This window comes from Klebsiella sp. 4_1_44FAA (assembly GCF_000238715.1).
Taxonomy (GTDB): domain Bacteria; phylum Pseudomonadota; class Gammaproteobacteria; order Enterobacterales; family Enterobacteriaceae; genus Klebsiella; species Klebsiella pneumoniae.
This window is the reverse complement of record NZ_JH414809.1, coordinates 2,929-7,282: the sequence shown is the minus strand read 5'-3', so window position 1 is coordinate 7,282 and position 4,354 is coordinate 2,929. Positions and strand designations below refer to the sequence as shown.

Below are 4,354 nucleotides of genomic sequence, written 5' to 3'. Positions count from 1 at the left end.
TATCGGATACGAAAGCGCTTCACAGTTGCTGATCACTGCCGGAGACAATCCTCAACGGTTAAGATCAGAATCAGGATTTGCGGCACTGTGTGGTGTCAGCCGGTCCCCGTTTCTTCTGGAAAAACGAACCGTTACCGACTTAATCGTGGTGGAGATCGTGCTGCAAATAGTGCACTTCACATCATCGCCATCGGACGCTTACGAACTGACGCAAAAACAAAGGAATATGTCGCCAGGCGTGTAGCCGAAGGACATACAAAAATGGACGCGATACGCTGTCTAAAGCGATATATCTCCCGCGAAGTTTACACGTTACTGCGCAATCAAAACAGGCGGATCAACAGTATCCCGATAACAGCTTGACTCTTAGAAGGGCGTCCAGGGAAGCCAGTATACCGGTCTGAAATATCAACAACTTCTCTGGCGTTACAGAATAAAACAAAGCGTCAGTCGGCGGGGAAACTGCTGGGACAATAGTCCCATGGAACGCTTCTTCCGCAGTCTGAAAACAGAATGGGTACCGGTGAATGGTTACGCAGGCAAGGACGAAGCCCGACAGCAAATTAATGGTTACATATTGAACTACTACAACAGCGTCAGACCTCACCATTATAACGGTGGGTTGACTCCGGAAGAGTCTGAGAACAGATACCATTTTTACTGTAAAACCGTGGCCAATATTACTTGACCACTACAAGCTCACCTGCCGGGTATTTCTCATACCTGTCAAACAAGGAAAATTAAAAATGAAACAACCAGAGAACACGATCGCGGTAAAGGTGGCGGAATACCGTTTATACATCACCCGGCTTAGGGTCTGCCGGGATAGCCTGGCTGGATGTTGTAGTGATGCCGAGTGGCGTGGCTGGCGCTTGAGGGCCCTTGAGCAGTTAAGTAAAGCCTCATCGTTCAACTGCCAACGGGCAAACTCTGCCGATACCAGCAAGTTTCAACAGGCCAGAGAAGGTCTCCAGCAACACATCAACAAGGTTTTACCAGAAGGTCAGTGGCGTAGTGATTTGGCTGCATTACCTGCTACCCAAGAATAATGTTGAGGTATCTAGAGGAAACCTGCGGTAAAACCGGGTGGGCCGTATTATGCAACTGAACCGGATTAAAGCCGTGCGCTGCTATAAAGCTCCGCGTTGTATCCCTGGCAGACCTTCAGTGGTTGTGCCTAATCGTGTGCAGCGGCAGTTTACCGCTGTCCGGGCTAATCAGGTCTGGGTCACCGATATTACTGATATCCGCACCTGGCAGGGCTGGCTGTATCTGGCGGTGGTTATCGCTCTCTTCGCCCGTAATGTGGTCGGCTGGTCGATTAAGCTCACTCTCTCACGCGAACTGGCACTCGACGCGCTGATAATGGCGGTCTGGCGACGTAAATCTGATGGCGAGGTCGTCGTATACTCGGACTAGAGCAGCCAGTACGGAAGCGACGACTGGCAACGCTTCTGCCGGGCCAATAACTTGGCACCGAGTATGAGCCGGCGTGGCAACTGCTGGGAGTGCGGTGGCCGAATCGTTCTTCAGCTCGCTGAAAAAAGAACGGATCAAAATACACATATAAAAACCGGGATCTGGCCCGGGCGGATATCTTCGATTACATTGAAGTGTTCTACAACCGGGCCCGGCGCCACAGTCATCTCGGCGGCGTCAGTCCGGAGGTCTTCGAACAGGCCTCGTCGTGAGGACAGAATTTGTCTACAGGTATGGGATCAGTCCACTTAGCGAACATTCAACTTTGACCTGCTCGAACATCTGAAATTAGCCCTGACATAACCATCAGATATATATAAATACAATGTCCATCTGGGCTAAGTTAAAATGTCTGTCGTGTATTAATCAACAGGAAGATACCCATGACAGCACGTGCAGTAGAATTTTTACTTTGAATAAAATAACCCCTTATATCTTATTCTTTAAATGGACATAATTGAAAAAATAGAACCTCTCCAATGGATACACCACACCAGCTCCCTCCAATAAGAACCTCGACTGAAACAATTGAATAACACAAAGGAAACCAATAAACCATTATTGACTTAAACTCAGTGTGGCATTGAAAATAAATCATCGACCTAAAGCTATGATATTCAATATATTTCCTGTAAGATTAAAATAAATCTTAGATTAATAATTAAAGCATTGAAAAAAGCAAAAATTGATACTATGGTTTATTATTACTTCAAAAAGGAGTTATTATGCTTGGTAATAAAGTAGCACTTATAACTGGCGCATCGAATGGGATAGGGCTTGAAATTGCTCGCAAATTTGCCCAAAACGGGTGGGATGTTATTGCTGTCGCAAGGAATGAAGAAAAATTATCTAAAGCAGTTGAGGATCTAAAACAATACGGCACAAAAATTATCCCCTATTCCATCGATCTCAGTAAGTATGAGCAGATAGAAACACTTAAGCGAAAAACGGAACAAGATGGATTCGATATAGGAGCACTGGTTATCAATGCTGGCCAAGGACTCGGCGGTGCATTTATTGGTGGTACCGATTTATCAAAAGAACTTGAGCTCATCCGACTCAATGTTGACTCATATGTTCATATGTCAAAAATATTTTTGCCTGATATGATCAAACGTGGCGGAGGGTATGTTCTGATGACATCATCAGTTTCTGGCACGCAGCCAATACCTTTTGAATCCATCTATGGTGCGACAAAAGCATTTGTGAATTCCTTCTTCTGGGCCATTCGCAATGAATTATCCGGCAAGGGCTTAAAAATGACTTTGTTGATGCCTGGTGCCACTGCCACTAATTTCTTCATTAATGCTGGTCAGTCCAACACTCGGGTAGGTGCACACCAGAATACGACTGCGGAACAAGTCGCTGAACGTGCATGGTATGCATTAATGAGTGAACATGAAGTTGCGTATGGGAGTGATAATGCAGAATTAGCGGCAGAAGTCTACAATCGACAAATGAGTGAGTCTCATAAAGCCCAGCGTGCTCGTCTAAATTCTGAACCTGGTTCAGCAGTAAAATAAAATAGTTAAATACGAGATAACCAGGATAGTTCTTGGTTATCTCGTATTTAATCGTTAAATTAATGCTTCATGTAGTGTACTTTCAATGTGCTTAAATGCCCTATTGCAAATATCCTCGTGGTAAAACATCTTGCCTGGAATGTCAGCTTTAGGAAAAGTAAAAGGGTGGACAGCCTCAGCATAATTGACGAACTCAAAATTTGCTTCAGCCGCTACCATTTCTTTAAAAAATTCAATCACATGTAGAAGGGGAACAAAAGGATCACGAGCACCATTTAGCACGACAACTTTGGCGGAAGTCCTGCCTTTAACTATAGGTCGTGTTGTCGTTAACGTTCCATGTACACTGATACTGGTCTTAATTTCAGCGCCAATTCGCGCAAGTTCCAAAGCACAGTGTCCACCATAACAAAAGCCTACAACACCCATTTTCTCCCGTATCACGTGTTGGTCACCAGCCAGAATCTCAAGAACAATATTTAATCGATTAATCTCCTCAGGAGTATCTTTCAATTCTGTCATCATCGTAAAAGCTTCATCAGAGGACAGACTAAAACCTCTACCATATAAATCGGCAACAAGGACGGTATACCCCATCGCGGCTATGCGTTTTCCATGATCAATATTTGATTCGGTAAGGCCCATCATATTGGGGCATAAAAGTACCCCCCGGACGAGTCCCTGCATCCGAATGAATCAACAGCCCTGAGAAGATCTTATTACCCGAATACCAATTTACTGTATTCGTACTTAATGATTGCATTGTGTTTACCTGCTGCCACCGGTCTCAGTGAAGCATTCTTTATTTACGAATTCATAAACTCTTCAAATTTATCTTTCCAGTCAGGGTGCCACCTGGAAAGTGCTGGGCGATTTTGAATGATATCCTCATAGGCCCAGGTTATACGCTTTGCGTCTATTTCTGAGGTGACCGTTCCATCCGGGCAAATGATATAAAAGTCGCCCCTGGAGAAATGCTCGATAAAGTATTCAATCACTTGTTGGCTTTGTTGAATAAATCGAACTTTTGCTGAGTTGAAGGATCAGATCACGCATCTTCCCGACAACGCAGACCGTTCCGTGGCAAAGCAAAAGTTCAAAATCACCAACTGGCCCACCTACAATAAAGCCCTCATCAACCGTGGCTCCATAACTTTCTGGCTGGATGATGAAGCTATTCAGGCCTGGTATGAGTCAGCAACACCTTCTTCACGAGGCAGACCTCAGCGCTATTCTGACCTTGCCATCACGACTGTGCTGGTCATTAAACGCGTATTCAGGCTGACCCTGCGCGCTGCGCAGGGCTTTATTGATTCCATTTTTTCTCTGATGAACGTTCCGCTACGCTGCCC

Annotated in this window: 4 protein-coding genes and 3 pseudogenes; 6 read left to right on the top strand and 1 reads right to left on the bottom strand. The window is 45.1% G+C overall.

The window, feature by feature from the left end; genetic code table 11:
• The 5 genes and pseudogenes from HMPREF1024_RS29485 to HMPREF1024_RS02165 all read left to right on the top strand — a co-directional run.
• Nucleotides 1–363: pseudogene (locus HMPREF1024_RS29485) on the top strand (transposase); the annotation flags it as partial.
• A 16-nt stretch (nt 364–379) separates the two neighbouring features.
• Nucleotides 380–688 (top strand): annotated as a pseudogene (locus HMPREF1024_RS29480) (integrase core domain-containing protein); the annotation flags it as partial.
• Between the two features lie 58 nt (nt 689–746).
• Nucleotides 747–1,049, top strand: coding sequence for a hypothetical protein (locus HMPREF1024_RS0127635; RefSeq protein WP_032442394.1), 303 nt, complete (start codon nt 747–749; stop codon nt 1,047–1,049).
• Between the two features lie 31 nt (nt 1,050–1,080).
• Nucleotides 1,081–1,691: pseudogene (locus HMPREF1024_RS28085) on the top strand (IS3 family transposase); the annotation flags it as partial.
• 513 nt (nt 1,692–2,204) lie between these two features.
• The gene (locus tag HMPREF1024_RS02165) at nt 2,205–3,002 is read left to right on the top strand and encodes an SDR family oxidoreductase (RefSeq protein ID WP_009309762.1); all 798 of its coding nucleotides are present in this window, start codon (nt 2,205–2,207) and stop codon (nt 3,000–3,002) included.
• A 54-nt stretch (nt 3,003–3,056) separates the two neighbouring features.
• Here HMPREF1024_RS02165 and HMPREF1024_RS02170 read toward each other — a convergent pair whose 3' ends face one another.
• Entirely contained in the window at nt 3,057–3,689 is a 633-nt protein-coding gene (locus HMPREF1024_RS02170) for a dienelactone hydrolase family protein (RefSeq protein ID WP_009309761.1), read from the bottom strand.
• 348 nt (nt 3,690–4,037) lie between these two features.
• Between HMPREF1024_RS02170 and HMPREF1024_RS0127625 the strand changes: the two genes are divergently transcribed.
• The coding region (locus HMPREF1024_RS0127625) for an IS5/IS1182 family transposase (protein WP_032287951.1) at nt 4,038–4,354 on the top strand (317 nt) is incomplete at its 3' end.